The 14,129-nt window shown below is 36.2% G+C and carries 14 protein-coding genes; 3 read left to right on the top strand and 11 right to left on the bottom strand.

The genetic code is table 11. The annotated features are described in order from the left end of the window. Window positions 1–148: 148 nt before the first annotated feature. From ACFSQS_RS08055 to recR, 10 genes are all read right to left on the bottom strand, one after another. On the bottom strand, window positions 149–301 hold the full coding sequence (locus tag ACFSQS_RS08055) for a DUF4295 domain-containing protein (RefSeq protein ID WP_388016788.1): 153 nt from the start codon (window positions 299–301) through the stop codon (window positions 149–151). A 78-nt stretch (window positions 302–379) separates the two neighbouring features. Then, window positions 380–562 carry a 50S ribosomal protein L33 gene (rpmG, locus tag ACFSQS_RS08050; protein ID WP_007648529.1) on the bottom strand — a complete coding sequence of 61 codons (183 nt, stop codon included), beginning with the start codon at window positions 560–562 and terminating at the stop codon, window positions 380–382. Between the two features lie 90 nt (window positions 563–652). Beyond that, on the bottom strand, window positions 653–889 hold the full coding sequence (gene rpmB, locus ACFSQS_RS08045; RefSeq protein ID WP_388016785.1) for a 50S ribosomal protein L28: 237 nt from the start codon (window positions 887–889) through the stop codon (window positions 653–655). 79 nt (window positions 890–968) lie between these two features. After that, a complete protein-coding gene (locus ACFSQS_RS08040; RefSeq protein WP_388016782.1) occupies window positions 969–2,222 on the bottom strand; it encodes a competence/damage-inducible protein A in 1,254 nt (417 codons plus the stop codon). Then, window positions 2,222–2,563 carry an Hpt domain-containing protein gene (locus tag ACFSQS_RS08035; RefSeq protein ID WP_388016779.1) on the bottom strand — a complete coding sequence of 114 codons (342 nt, stop codon included), beginning with the start codon at window positions 2,561–2,563 and terminating at the stop codon, window positions 2,222–2,224. Before ACFSQS_RS08035 ends, ACFSQS_RS08040 begins: the two co-directional genes overlap by 1 nt. Continuing rightward, a complete protein-coding gene (locus tag ACFSQS_RS08030) occupies window positions 2,564–3,175 on the bottom strand; it encodes a fumarylacetoacetate hydrolase family protein (protein WP_388016776.1) in 612 nt (203 codons plus the stop codon). A 111-nt stretch (window positions 3,176–3,286) separates the two neighbouring features. Further along, the gene (locus tag ACFSQS_RS08025; RefSeq protein WP_388016773.1) at window positions 3,287–4,060 is read right to left on the bottom strand and encodes an exonuclease domain-containing protein; all 774 of its coding nucleotides are present in this window, start codon (window positions 4,058–4,060) and stop codon (window positions 3,287–3,289) included. A gap of 158 nt (window positions 4,061–4,218) precedes the next feature. Next, entirely contained in the window at window positions 4,219–5,535 is a 1,317-nt protein-coding gene (locus ACFSQS_RS08020; protein WP_388016770.1) for a dihydrolipoamide acetyltransferase family protein, read from the bottom strand. 85 nt (window positions 5,536–5,620) lie between these two features. Continuing rightward, window positions 5,621–6,721, bottom strand: a complete 1,101-nt coding sequence (locus tag ACFSQS_RS08015) for a glycosyltransferase family 2 protein (protein ID WP_388016767.1) — start codon at window positions 6,719–6,721, stop codon at window positions 5,621–5,623. Between the two features lie 6 nt (window positions 6,722–6,727). Beyond that, window positions 6,728–7,345: a recombination mediator RecR gene (gene recR / locus ACFSQS_RS08010; protein WP_388016764.1), complete on the bottom strand. Its 618-nt coding sequence runs from the start codon at window positions 7,343–7,345 to the stop codon at window positions 6,728–6,730. A gap of 84 nt (window positions 7,346–7,429) precedes the next feature. On the opposite strand from recR, the gene ACFSQS_RS08005 reads away from it, so the two are divergent. Beyond that, window positions 7,430–8,890: a sodium:solute symporter gene (locus ACFSQS_RS08005; protein WP_388016761.1), complete on the top strand. Its 1,461-nt coding sequence runs from the start codon at window positions 7,430–7,432 to the stop codon at window positions 8,888–8,890. Here ACFSQS_RS08005 and ACFSQS_RS08000 read toward each other — a convergent pair. Further along, window positions 8,861–9,223, bottom strand: coding sequence for a CoA-binding protein (locus ACFSQS_RS08000; protein ID WP_388016758.1), 363 nt, complete (start codon window positions 9,221–9,223; stop codon window positions 8,861–8,863). The genes ACFSQS_RS08005 and ACFSQS_RS08000 overlap by 30 nt on opposite strands. Window positions 9,224–9,326: 103 nt before the next feature. On the opposite strand from ACFSQS_RS08000, the gene ACFSQS_RS07995 reads away from it, so the two are divergent. Next, window positions 9,327–11,798: a TonB-dependent receptor domain-containing protein gene (locus ACFSQS_RS07995; RefSeq protein WP_388016755.1), complete on the top strand. Its 2,472-nt coding sequence runs from the start codon at window positions 9,327–9,329 to the stop codon at window positions 11,796–11,798. Window positions 11,799–12,396: 598 nt separating this feature from the next. After that, window positions 12,397–14,088, top strand: a complete 1,692-nt coding sequence (gene lysS, locus ACFSQS_RS07990) for a lysine--tRNA ligase (RefSeq protein WP_388016752.1) — start codon at window positions 12,397–12,399, stop codon at window positions 14,086–14,088. Window positions 14,089–14,129 lie beyond the last annotated feature (41 nt).

Raw genomic sequence — 14,129 nt, 5'->3', positions numbered from 1 at the left:
CGGGAGTTGTAACGCCCAAATAATTATCGCCAATTTTCGCACTACGTTTTTTATAGTGTAATTATGGCAGTAAATTTACTAAAATATAAGCATAAAAAAACTGCTTCCAGAAAATGAAAGCAGTTTTTAATATGTTGTATGATTAGTTTTACTTTTTGTTTAAAAAGTCGTTTACTAATTCTGGTGCCATAATAGATTCAACAAACATGTAAGCTCCGCTTTTTGGGGACTTTACCATTTTTATAGCTTTTGTTAATCGTTTTGATCCTGTTTGTAATGATGCGACTGCTTTTTTTGCCATGACTTATGCGTTATTTGAAATTTTCTTAAAACTTCTAATTTAATTTATTTGAAATTTTTCGCTTTGAAAATTTTCTAATTATTTAATTTCCTTATGAACTGTCATACGCTTCAGAATTGGATTAAATTTTTTAATCTCCATTCTATCTGGCGTATTTTTTTTGTTTTTTGTGGTAATGTAACGAGAAGTTCCTGGTTGCCCAGACTCTTTATGCTCTGTACACTCTAATATTACTTGTATTCTGTTACCTTTTTTTGCCATGATATAATATTTTTTTGTAATTGCTGCTAATTCCCCGCCTATAGTTTTCGGGAGCTTGCGCTAAGAAATCGCTTCCTAATTGTACAGCTATTATTTATAGAACCCTTTAGATTTTGCTTCCTTAATTGCTGCAGCAATTCCAATTTTGTTAATTGTTTTTAAAGCAGATGTAGAAACTTTTAAAGTTATCCATTTATCTTCTTCTGGAATGTAAAAACGTTTTTTTACTAAATTCGCGTTAAATTTGCGTTTAGTTCTATTTAATGCATGAGACACGTTGTTTCCAACCATTGCCTTCTTTCCTGTAAGTTCACAAACTCTTGACATTATTTATAACTTTAAATTTTTTGTTGCTTAAAATCGAGGTGCAAATATACAAATTCTTTATATTATGACAATTTAATTTTTATCTATTTTTTAAAATTTCTTTTTGAAGCATTTCAAAGGCTTTGTTTACCGCTTTATTAATGACTTTTTCGCGATGGTTGCCCATGTTATACTTTTCTGAAAACACCTTGTTTTTTGTGGCCAGAGCAATAAAAACGGTACCAACCTCGGCATTGGAGTCGCCTTTTTCGGGGCCTGCATGTCCTGTGGTTGCTAGGGCATAATCTGTGTTGAATAATTGCAGTGCATTTTGCGCCATGGCCTCGGCTACTTGTGCACTTACAACAGAATGCGCATCAATAATGGTTTTTGAAACGCCCAAAACATCGATTTTAGATTGGGTGGCGTAGGTTACCAATCCGCCTTTAAAATATTTTGAAGCTCCAGGATTGGCGGTTATTTGTTGGGCAATTTTGCCGCCGGTGCAACTTTCGGCCAAAGCTAGTGTTTTTCCAGATTTTACCAATTGCTTGCCCAATACCACTTCGAGGGATGCTTCTTCGTCTTCAAAACCAACAAATTCTTCTTTAATTAATGGTAGCAGTTTTTTAACTTGTTCTTCTACCTCATTTATAATTTGTTCTTTATCAAATCCTTTTGCCGATAAGCGCAATCTTACTTTACCTAAGTTTGGTAAGTAGGCTAGTTTTATGTGCTTTGGTAGGGCTTCTTCCCAGTGTTCTATCCGTTCGGCAAGCGTACTTTCACCAACTCCATAAACCAATAAGGTTTTATGAATTATACTTGGGCAACTAAATGTGGTTTTTAATTTTGGAATAACCTCTTGCTCCATGATGGCCTTCATTTCAAAAGGTACACCGGGTAGCGATATAAAAACCTTGTTGTTTTTTGCAATCCACATCCCTGGTGAGCTACCATACAAGTTCATTAAAACCGTGGCTTTTGATGGCACCAAGGCTTGATCTATATTAACCTGTTTTAGAGGTTGCTTGATGTGTTTTTCCCAAAGTTGCTGGATATTTTTTAGCACGGAAGCATCTCTAACCAATCTATCTTTAAAATAATGGGCAATGGTTTTTTTGGTAATATCGTCTTTTGTGGGGCCTAATCCGCCAGTTAAAATAACAATTTCGGCATTTTCTTCGGCCTCTTTTAAGGCTTTAAGAATATGCGTTTTATCATCTTGAACAGCGGTTTTTTGATACACCGAAACCCCTATGGCGTTAAGCCGTTTAGAAATATATGCAGAATTGGTATCTATAACCTGCCCAATAAGCAACTCGTCACCAATGGTAATTATTTCGGCTTGCATTAGAGTTTGAAATCTGATTTTATTTCAACCAAAGCCTTGTTTACCGCCGTAATAACAATATTTAGTTTTTCGGTAATATCGATATCTGTTTTGGCAAATTTGCCCCAATCTTGTACTTCAATTAAATCTTGGAGAATACCCAGCTCGAACAAATCTACAGTTGGCTTCATTTTATGAGCCGCCTGATAAGCTTCTTGGTAGTTATTTTCGGCCACCGCTTTTTTTAGTCGTTCTGCATCTTCAGACACTTCTTCTAAAAATGTTTCGGCCAGGGTTTTAACGAAATCGTCGTCGTTATCGGCTAATTCGCGTACTCTGAATAATTTATAATGCTGTTCCATTTATTTTACTGTAATTGAAAACATTTCGGTATTTTCTATAAATCCTTTTAACTTGTCGTTGGCAAAGACTTTGCCAACTCCCGCTGGCGTGCCTGTAAATATAATATCTCCTATCTTTAAAGTAAAATATTTTGACACATATTCTATTAATTCGTCAATTTTCCACAACATGTGGCTCGTATTTCCTTGCTGTACAATAGTGTCGTTTTTTTGCAACGAGAAATTTATGTTGTTTAAATTTTCAAATCCATCCACCGAAAGCCATTTGCCAACAACCGCAGCACCATCAAAGGCTTTTGCTTTTTCCCATGGCAGCCCTTTTGCTTTTAACTGGCTTTGTAAATCGCGTGCTGTAAAGTCGATTCCAAGTCCGATTTCATTATAATATTTATGGGCAAACTTTTTATCAATATGCTTCCCTACTCTATTAATTTTTACCAAAACTTCAACTTCGTGGTGCACATCATCCGAAAAATCGGGAATAAAAAAGGGTTGTTTTTTAAGAAGAATTGCCGTGTCTGGTTTTAGAAAAACGACAGGATCTAGCGGTTTTTCGTTTTCCAGTTCTTTAATATGTTCGGTGTAATTTCTACCGATGCAGATTAGTTTCATTTATTTTTAGAATTTAGATATTAGACCGCTTCGCTTTTAGATAATAGACTCTTACTCATTTAAATAACTTAAAGCAGTCTATTTTCTGGCCTCTATTTTCTTTTTTCTATTTTATAGTTTATTATTAAAGCTCTTCAACTTAATAGCTGTTAATACTTTTTTGGTATATAGCGGAAAATCGGCATTTAACAACCAGCCAAAATACCCGGGTTCTTTTTCTAAAACTTCGGTAACTAATTTGCCTTTGTGCTTTCCGAAAGAAAAACATTCTTCCCCTTTTTTGTTATAAATGATAAAACCGGCAAAATCTGCAAACTTTTTTCGGGAGCTAAATTCGGCTAAAAACTTGGTGTCGTTTTCTAGGTCGTCGTATTTAGCTATTTGCGCTTTTAACACTTCAAAAGTCGCATTGGTATCGGCTTCGGCACTGTGCGCATCATCTAAATTTTTATCGCAATAAAATTTGTAGGCGGCGCTTAATGTGCGCTGTTCCATTTTATGGAAGATGGTTTGCACATCGACGGACAAACGGTTTTTCATATCGAAATCAACCTCGGCACGAAGCATTTCTTCGGCTAAAAGCGGGATATCGAATCTATTGGAATTAAAGCCTCCCAAATCGGAGTCTTTAATAAGGTTGTAAATTTCTTTTGCCAGTTCCTTAAATGTGGGCTTATCGGCCACATCGGCATCAGAAATGCCATGGATTTCGGTTACTTCTTTTGGTATGGGCATCTCCGGGTTTACCAACCAGGTTTTGCTTTCTTCTTTGCCGTTGGGGTGTACTTTAAGTATGGCTATTTCTACGATACGGTCTTTAGTAATGTTTATTCCTGTGGTTTCTAAATCGAAAAAACAGATGGGTTTTGTTAGGTTTAATTGCATGGCTACTTTTTATCAAGTGCAAAGGTACTAAATTACCAAAGTGTATAAAACAAAACAACCAACCGTTTTATGGGTTGGTTTTAGTTTTTATTGATTTCCGCGAAAGCGAAAAAAAACACTTATTTTTCTATGAGACGTTCGCTTTGCTCAAAATAAAATTAAATCTCCCTTTGACTATCCCAAGCCTCCAAATAATCTTTTACAGCTTTTACAAACATGCCACCCAATGCACCATTTACCACACGGTGGTCGTAGGAGTGCGACAAAAACATTTTGTAACGAATACCAATAAAATCGCCTTCTGGGGTTTCGATAACCGCGGGTACTTTACGTATGGCACCCAAAGCTAAAATACCCACTTGTGGCTGGTTAATAATTGGTGTACCCATAATACTGCCAAATGATCCCACGTTGGTAACGGTGTAAGTACCGCCTTGAATATCGTCTGGTTTTAGTTGGTTTAAGCGCGCTCTGTTTGCTAAATCGTTAACTTGTTTGGTCATGCCAACCAAATTAAGCTGATCGGCGTTTTTTATAACCGGTACAATTAAATTGCCATCGGGTAAAGCCGCTGCCATACCCAGGTTAATATTTTTCTTTTTTATGATGGTATCGCCTTGAAGGGAGATATTCATCATCGGATAATCGCGCAATGCTTTGGCAATGGCTTCCATAAAAATTGGTGTAAAGGTTAGGTTTTCGCCTTCGCGCTTCATAAAGCCATCTTTAACTTTTTTTCTCCAATTCCATATTTTGGTAACATCGGCTTCAATAAAACTTTGTACGTGTGCCGAAGTCTGCACAGATTCTACCATGTGGTGTGCAATAAGCTTGCCCATTCTGGTCATTTCAATAATTTCATCTTCGCCACTTGCAACAACAGGTGTTGGAACTGTTTTTTGTTGTGTTTCAGCTTTTGCAACCGGTTTTGGGGTTTCTACTGGTGCTTCTTCTTTTTTAGCAGCCCCCCTATTTTCTATATAATTTAAAATATCGTTTTTGGTTACGCGTCCGTCTTTACCGGAACCTGCAATCGCATCCAATTCGTTTTGAGAAATGCCCTCTTGTTTGGCTATATTTTTTACCAATGGCGAGTAAAAACGTTCATCGTTCGAACTAATTGGGGCTACTGTTTCTTTGGCAACTGTTACTGTTTGCGCTACTTGCTCTAGGGCTTCGGGTTTTGGTTTATTGGTTTCAGTGGCTTCTGCTTGGGGCTCTACTACACCTTCGCCTTTGGTTTCAATTACCGCTAAAACCTGCCCAACTTGTACTACATCGTCAACATTAAAACGCTTTTCTAATAAAATACCATCTACTTCACTTGGCACTTCGCTATCTACTTTATCGGTCGCGATTTCCAAAACCGCTTCATCCAACTCAATGGTATCGCCAACTTCTTTTAACCAAGCTGTTATTGTTGCCTCTGCAACACTTTCGCCCATTTTCGGTAATTTAAGCTCAAACTTTGCCATATAAATAATATAATCGTTGTTTTTTAATATAAAGCTGCAAAATTAATAAAAAATGATTAGTTTTTTTTAATTATTTATATAATCATTATTCAAAAACAATCACTTCACCTTTACTTACAGCGTCGTTGCTTCCTAATATAAAATTAGATTTTTCGGGTAAAATTTTATAGGTTATAGGTATGTTTTTTTCAGCATCTTCAATCATCCTGATAATCGTTTTGTAACCCAGTGTTTTGGCATCAAAAATAACTTCTGTAAATCTTTGGATATTTTTTAAATCTGTTTTTAAAGTTATTTCTTTCTGCAATGCAAATTTAAGCTTTTCGTTGATTTGATTGGAAATTAATACGTATTTTTCAATTGGCACCACCTTTTTTACCGGAGTTTTCCTGAATATATAAACCAAGCTTATACCAAGCCAGACGAGCATATCGAACAGTAGGTTTTTCTTAAAATGCTTTTTGTAGAATATTTGCATGGCACCATAAAACCGACGTGCATAAAATTTATCTCTTAAAGTGCTTTCACCTTTAAAATGGATAACCGTTGTATCGCCAAAATAGTAGTTTTGGTAGCCGGACTTTATCATTTTATAGGATAGGTCGATGTCTTCGCCGTACATAAAATAATCTTCGTCAAAACCGTTTACTTTATGATATACCTCGCGTTTAAAAAACATAAATGCACCAACCAGCACATCTACTTTTCCCTTTTGGTTTTCATTTAAACGATTCGCGTAATAGTCTTTAGAATTGCCCAACATTTTTTTGAAAGCGGCATTTACATACGGAATATTTCGTTTGCTTTCTGGTAAAAATTGACCTGCACCGTTTATTAATTTACACCCAACAATGCCTAATTTTTGTTTTGTTTGTGCAAAGCCCAGAATCTTAACAAACGTATCTTCTGCAACGACCGTATCTGGGTTTAAAACACAAACAAAATCGCCTTTTGCTTGAGAAACGCCTATGTTATTTCCTTTTGAAAAACCTAAATTCTCTTTATTTTCTATAAGCTTAATATCAGGAAATAATGCCTTTACCATGTTACAACTACCGTCTTCAGAATTATTATCGACCACAATGATTTCTGCATCAATATTTACAATAGCAGCTTGCACGCTTTTTAAGCAGAGCTCTAAAAAATAGCGCACATTATAGTTTAAAATTACAACTGAGAGTTTCAAATGAAATTATAATTTTAAAGCCGTTTCAAACGGAATTCTATTTACAATACTTCTTCCTAGGGTGATCTCATCGGCATATTCCAACTCATCGCCAACCGAAATACCGCGTGCAATGGTTGATGTTAAAACCTCGCAATCTTGAATTTGTTTGTAAATATAAAAATTTGTGGTATCGCCCTCCATGGTAGAGCTTAGGGCAAAAATAAGCTCTTTTACAACTCCTTTTTTAACTTTTGCAACCAGAGTTTCAATATTCAAATCGTGCGGGCCAATGCCATCCATGGGCGATATTTTACCGCCCAAAACATGGTACAAACCTTTAAACGAACTGGTATTTTCTATGGCCATAACGTCCCTAACATCTTCTACAACGCAAATAATGGTTTCGTTTCTATTTGGGTTGGCGCATATATCGCATAGTTTAACATCGCTAATATTATGGCAAGACTCGCAAAACTTTATGGTGTTGCGCATATTCTGCAAGGCTTGTGATAGTGCGGTAGTTTGCTCTTTAGGCTGCCTTAACAAGTGCAAAACCAAACGCAATGCGGTTCGTTTACCCACTCCGGGTAATTGAGACATTTCGTTAACAGCGCGTTCTAGCAATTTAGAAGAAAACTCCATAGGTTGCGAATTTACTATTTATTCTGAACTTGTTTCAAAATCTTATCAACTTTTACGTAATTTGGCGATTGAAAATAATTTTTTATGACTGCAACGCAAATCCTTTTACTTATTTCCGGCTATTTTGGCTTGCTTATTATAATATCGTACTTAACAGGAAAAGACGATAGTAACGACGTTTTTTTTAAGGCCAAAAAACAATCGCCCTGGTACTTGGTGGCCTTTGGAATGATAGGTGCATCGCTCTCTGGCGTAACCTTTATATCGGTCCCTGGAATGATTGGCGGCCAGCAATTTGCTTACATGCAAGGTGTTTTTGGTTTTTTTGTAGGCTATTTGTTTATTATTTTTATTTTGCTGCCGCTGTATTACAAACTCAATGTAACCTCGATTTACCAATACCTAGAGCAGCGTTTTGGTATTGTAAGTTATAAAACCGGTGCTTTTTTCTTCTTGCTTTCTAGAGTAACCGGGGCTTCGTTTAGGCTTTACCTAGTAGCATTATCGATGCAATATATTGTTTTTGAAAAACTTGGAGTACCGTTTTGGCTAACTGTTGTAATATCTATTTTATTAATTTGGCTGTACACCAACAGAGGCGGCATAAAAACGATTATCTGGACCGATACCCTGCAAACGTTGGCGATGCTGGTTTCTGTAGGCGTTGGTATTTATTTAATAAACCAAAAATTGGATTTTACGGTAATTAGCATGTTAAAATCGGAAGCGTTTTCAGCAAAAAGCCAAATCTTCTTTTTTGACGACCCCAATACGACCACCTATTTCTGGAAATATTTTATTGGAGGCATATTTATTGCTATTGCCATGACGGGTTTAGACCAAGATATGATGCAAAAAAACCTAACTTGTAAAAACAAAAAAGACGCCCAGAAAAACATGTTTACCATGGCTACTTTGGTTATTGTGGTAAATTTCGCCTTTCTTTCGCTTGGCGCCTTATTGTTTATTTATGCCGATAAATTCAATTTACAGATACCAGTTGTTAACAACATAACCCGAACCGATTTGCTGTTCCCCGAAATTGCCATGAACCAAGGTTTGGGCGGTGCCTTATCCATAACCTTTCTCATCGGTTTAATTGCCGCGGCTTACAGTAGTGCCGATAGTGCATTAACATCGTTAACCACATCGTTTTCGGTAGATTTTTTAAACATTGAAAAAAGACCCGAGGCCGAACAAAAACCGCTGCGCAAAAAAGTGCATATTGGGGTTTCATTATTACTAATAATGGTTGTTATTATATTTAATAATCTTGAAGGAAACGTGGTAAGCAACTTATTTAAATTTGCCACCTATACTTATGGCCCACTTTTAGGTTTATTTGCTTTTGGCATTTTAACCAAACGTGAAATAAAAGATAAAAATGCGTGGATTGTTGCTTTGTTATCAATAACATTAAGCCTTATAATTACATCTTTACCAGAAAGTATTATAGGAGCATATAAATTTCATTGGGAAATATTGCCACTTAACGGCATTATTACCTATTTAGGTTTAATATTGATTAGTAGAAAGAAGCACTAAGGTGCAAGCTGTTTCATAGCCAATATTGTTTTTCTTTAAAATCTCACAAAACTCATGATTTTCGGTTCCCGGATTAAAAATCACGCGCTCGGGCTGTAAAGACACCACATAATCATAATACGCTTCTTGCCGGTTAGGGCTTAAATATAGCGTAATGGTATCTATATTTTTGTATGGTTTTAATTGGGTATCAATATTTACGCCAGCAACTTCACCTTTTTTCAACCCAAAAGCCACAACGCTATACCCTTTATTTACAAGGCTTAGAATAGCATGGTTTGAATACCTATCTGGTTTTACCGAAGCGCCAATTACTAGTGTTTTCTTACTCATAATGTTAAAAAGATGTTAAGCTTTGTTAAATATAGTAACAGATTTTAAATCTACACGTCAATACTGTATTACTTTTAATCAATCAATCAAAAAACCAACCAAAATGAAAAACTTATTCTTCGTGTGTTTATTACTGTTCTCAATAACTGCACAAGCAGATACCGCAGACCCCGAAAAAAAAGACAACAAAACAGGCACCATCTCGGGCAAGGTCTTAGATGCAAAACTTAAACAACCCTTACCCTATGTAAATGTTATAATAAAAAATACTGCGGGCGAAACCCTAACCGGCAGCATTACCTTAGAAGACGGCTCTTTTGAAATCGATAAAGTAGCAGAAGGCAAAATAAAAGTAAGTATCCAATATATAGGGTACAAAACCATTACAAAAAACATTACCATTGGCAAGGGCAACTACAAAGTAAACCTTGGAAACATTCTTTTAGAAGAAGAAGCCGAAGGTTTAGATGCCGTTACCGTTATTGCCGAAACCTCAACCATACAGCAAAAAGTTGACCGAAAAGTAATTACCATTGGCAAAGATCTGGCTGCAACTGGTAGCGCATCAGAGCTTATGGTTGGCATCCCATCGGTAAGTGTCGATGCACAAACGGGCGATATTAGCTTGCGTGGCAACCAAAACGTTCGTGTAATGGTAGATGGCAAATTATCAAACATTCCTACGGCGCAGTTGCTTAAACAAATTCCGTCAACCGCCATAAAACAAATCGAATTGATTACCAACCCGTCTGCTAAATACAATCCCGAAGGCATGAGCGGCATTATAAATATTGTGCTTCATAAAAACACCATGCAAGGCTTTAACGGCAGTTTAAGCTTGGGTTTGTCTCACGAAAAAGAAGCCAAATTTAATAGCGCCCTAAACATGAATTACCGTACCGGCAAACTAAATTTATACGGCAGTTACAGCAATAATATCTCTAAAAACAAAAACCGCGGTAATGTGGTAAGACCGGAAAACAACTCGGAGCAGTTCTTTAAATTTTTAGATAAAAGGCAATCGCATTTATATAAAGTAGGACTTGATTTTTATTTAGACGACAAGAACACCATGTCGTTTTTCACCACACAAAACACCTCCGATAGTAGTAACGATGGCGAAACCGAAGCCTTGTTTTACAGCAATGCGTCGTTTAACCAACATCAAGTTTTTTTTGCTGAAAGCGACAACATGTCATCGCAATACAACTTTAACTATGTACACGATTTTTCAGAAGATGGCCATAACATCGAATTAGAAGTAGATTACAATACTTTTGAAGACGACACACCGGCAGATTTTAAATTCCTTTTAGGCTCAAACGATGATTATAAAGACTTTAACAATACCGATAGAAAAAGCACCACAGTAAACTTAGATTACGTAAACCCAGTTTCTAAAACCTCAAAACTGGAATTGGGCTTGCAGGCGCGTTTGTTTAACTCCGATATTGCTTATGCATCAACAGGTTTAACCTTGAACGACCAAGGTGTTTTAAGGCCAACCCCAAGTACCAATTTCGATTACACCAGAGACATTTATTCGGCTTACGCCACCTTTAGCAAAAAATTTGAAAAATGGACCTACCAAATAGGCGTGCGTGCAGAAAATGTAACAGAAGATGCATTGGCGCTTTCATCTGAAGCGGCAAGCACCCAAACGTTTAAAAACGATTATTTCGAGGTATATCCTTCGGCTTTTATAACGTACACAGCAAGTGAAAAAAATTCGTATCAATTTAGTTATAGCCGACGTGTGGACCGCCCCGGAATAGGACAAGTAAACCCCATTAAAGAATGGAGCACACCATTAATTTCTTCTTTCGGAAATATCGATTTACGCCCACAGTTTACAAACTCGATTGAAGCCAATTACACCAGAACGTTAAACAATAGAAAAGGAAGCGTAACCGGAGGTGTTTTTTATAGAATTATTTCAGATGAAATTAACCGAGCACTATTTATAGATAGAACCGATGTAAATTCTGGTCGTATAATATTAACCCACGATAATTTTGATGATACTTCGGCTTTTGGCATAGAATTATCAACCAATTACCGACCAACAAAATGGTGGAGCATAAACGGAAGCTTCGATTTGTACTCCCAGACCCAAAAAGGAATAGCTGAAAATTTAACTGCACCAATAGAAACTGCAACTATAAACGATATTGAAACTAATATTGATGAAATAGATAACGTTGCTTGGAACTTTAGAATGTTCAATAATTTTAGAGTGAGCAAAATACTAAGTTTAACGGCCTTTGGATTTTACAGAGGAAAAAACAAAACGCTACAGTTTGATATGAAACCCATGTATTTTGTAAATCTGGGTTCTCGTATAAGTTTTGCAAAAGGAAAAGGCTCATTCAGTTTAAATTTCAACGACATTTTAAATACCATGAAATTTGCTTTTGAAGGCACCAAACCATTTGTACAAAACGGTCAGTTTAACTGGGAAAGCCATACCGTACAAGCCAGTTTATCGTACCGTTTTGGTGGCGGGAAATACCGTGCAAAATCAAGAAAACAACGCGACGACAACACAAAATCCGGCGGCGGTGGCTTCCTGTAAACCTTAACATTTAATAACCTGCATAATAGTTGATGGTTAGTACAATTCTAGGTTATTAAATAAAAACCCAAAAGACCCTGTCTTTTGGGTTTTTGATTATGCAAATGTTAATATTTTTAAAATAAAACGTTAAAAATGTTAAAAAACCAATATTTAATGCAACAAAAACCAAACCTGTTCGTTATTATAATATACAATCACACGAAAAAATAATTATTTATAAGAGTTAGTCACCTTCATTTAATAATATTACTTCAATCAATGATTCGTATGATTTAGAAACTCGGAATTTTACTTCCGAGTTTTTTTATGTTAAACTTGTTAAAAAACACAATAAACATCACTTTTTATCGTCTTATTACTAGTTTGTATTATTTATACAAATTAATGGTGGTTAATAGCTAAAGCACCCAAAACATTGTGTTTTGGGTGCTTTTATTTGGCTAACCATTACAAACTTTACAAAAAAAATAATTAGCAGCCTATAAAAGCTCTAACTTGGCAGTAGTTTCAGAAAAAAAATCGTAAATCAATAATCAAAAAACGTAAATCAAATGACTATCTTTGCGCATCAAAATTTTTATACAGGATTTATAATATGTCGCAATTATCAGAGCAAGAGCTTGTACGCAGAGAAAAGTTAACAAAATTACGTGAATTAGGTATTAATCCATATCCGGCAGATTTATACCCAGTAAACCACACATCCAAACAAATAAAAGAGTTGTTTGAAGAAGATAAAAAAGTAATTATTGCTGGTAGGTTAATGCAAGTAAAAGTGCAAGGAAAAGCAAGTTTTGCACAGCTACAAGATGCAGAAGGCAGCATACAAGTATATTTTAATCGTGATGAAATTTGCCCAAGCGAAGACAAAACAAAATACAACGATGTTTTTAAAAAACTATTGGATTTTGGCGACTTTATTGGCGTTGAAGGCGAATTGTTTACCACACAAGTTGGTGAAAAAACAGTAAAAGTTAAAGATTTTACACTTTTAAGCAAAGCATTAAAACCCTTGCCTTTACCGAAAGAAAAAGACGGAAAGGTTTACGATGCCTTTACCGACCCAGAACAACGATACAGGCAACGTTACGCAGATTTGGTAGTAAATCCGCATGTAAAAGAAGTTTTTATTAAACGCACAAAATTATTTAATGCCATGCGTAACTTTTTTAACAACGCTGGATATTTTGAAGTTGAAACTCCTGTTTTGCAACCCATTCCCGGAGGCGCAGCAGCACGACCGTTTATAACCCACCATAATGCTCTGGATGTACCTTTATATTTAAGAATTGCCAACGAACTATACCTAAAACGCTTAATTGTTGGAGGCTTTGATGGTGTTTACGAGTTTTCTAAAAATTTTAGAAACGAAGGCATGGACAGAACCCACAATCCCGAATTTACCGCTATGGAAATTTATGTTGCCTATAAAGACTATAACTGGATGATGGAATTTTGCGAGCGCCTTTTAGAACACTGTGCATTGGCTGTAAACGGCAACACAAAAGCTAAATTTGGCGACCACGAAATAGACTTTAAAGCACCTTATGCCAGAGTAACTATGGCAGATTCTATAAAGCATTTTACAGGTTTTGATATTACTGGAAAAAGCGAAGACGAAATAAGGCAAGCGGCTAAAGATTTAGGTATTGAAGTTGACGAAACCATGGGCAAAGGCAAGCTTATTGACGAGATTTTTGGCGAAAAATGCGAAGGCAACTACATACAACCTACCTTTATAACGGATTATCCGAAAGAAATGAGCCCACTGTGCAAAGAACACCGCGATAACCCAGAATTAACAGAGCGTTTTGAGCTGATGGTTTGCGGCAAGGAAATTGCAAATGCCTACTCGGAATTGAATGACCCTATTGACCAACGCGAGCGTTTTGAGCACCAACTTAAACTAGCCGCCAAAGGCGACGATGAAGCTACAGAATTTATAGATCACGATTTTTTACGTGCCCTAGAATATGGTATGCCTCCAACATCGGGCATGGGCATAGGCATGGATAGGTTAATTATGTTTTTAACCAATAACCAATCCATACAAGAAGTATTGTTTTTCCCGCAAATGAGGCCTGAAAAAAAAGCCATAGCTTTAAGCGATGAGGCCAAAGCAGTACTAACAATACTAAAAAAAACCGAAAAACTAGAACTAAGCGACTTAAAAACACAGTCTGGTCTTTCAAATAAAAAATGGGACAAAGCAATTAAGGAATTAACCAAAAACAAGCTTGCAAATGTTAAAAAAGCAGATGAAGCCTTGTTTGTTGAAATTGCATAATCAAACAAAAAAATTAAACAACATAAAAGCTGTTTTAAAAA

Origin of the sequence: Gelatiniphilus marinus (assembly GCF_042684345.1) — a bacterium.
In the GTDB taxonomy this organism is placed as follows: Bacteria; Bacteroidota; Bacteroidia; order Flavobacteriales; family Flavobacteriaceae; genus Gelatiniphilus; species Gelatiniphilus marinus.
This window is presented reverse-complemented; position numbering and strand designations above follow the sequence as displayed.